General features: G+C 60.9%; 1 pseudogene. It reads left to right on the forward strand.

Features of this window, described 5'->3' with window-relative positions:
* Positions 1–614, forward strand: a pseudogene (locus SO156_RS45875) (5-methyltetrahydropteroyltriglutamate--homocysteine S-methyltransferase); the annotation flags it as partial.

Consider the following 614-nt stretch of genomic DNA (forward strand, 5'->3'; position numbering starts at 1 on the left):
ACCGTACGGTGGCAAGAGGAGATCGGGCTCGACGTGCTGGTCCATGGCGAGTTCGAGCGCAACGACATGGTGCAGTATTTCGGCGAGCAGCTGTCTGGCTTCGTGTTCACCCAATATGCCTGGGTGCAGTCCTATGGCTCGCGCTACGTTCGTCCGCCGATCCTGTTTGGCGACGTCTCGCGCCCAAAGCCGATGACGGTCGAATGGTGGCGCTACGCCCAATCGCTGACCAAGAAGCCGATGAAGGCGATGCTCACCGGGCCGGTGACGATCCTGAACTGGTCATTCGTCCGGGATGACATTCCGCGCAGCGAAGCCTGCCGCCAGATCGGGCTCGCGATCCGCGACGAGGTCACCGACCTCGAAAAGGCCGGGGCGACCATGATTCAGATCGACGAAGCCGCTCTGCGCGAGGGTCTGCCACTGCGTCACTCCGAGTGGAAGACTTATCTCGACTGGGCCGTGGAAAGCTTCCGCATCTGTTCGACCGGCGTTGCCGATGCTACGCAGATCCACACCCACATGTGCTATTCGGAGTTCAACGCCATCATCGACGCGATTGCAGCGATGGACGCCGACGTCATCTCGATCGAGACATCGCGTTCGAAGATGGA

This window comes from Bradyrhizobium sp. UFLA05-125 (assembly GCF_059803515.1).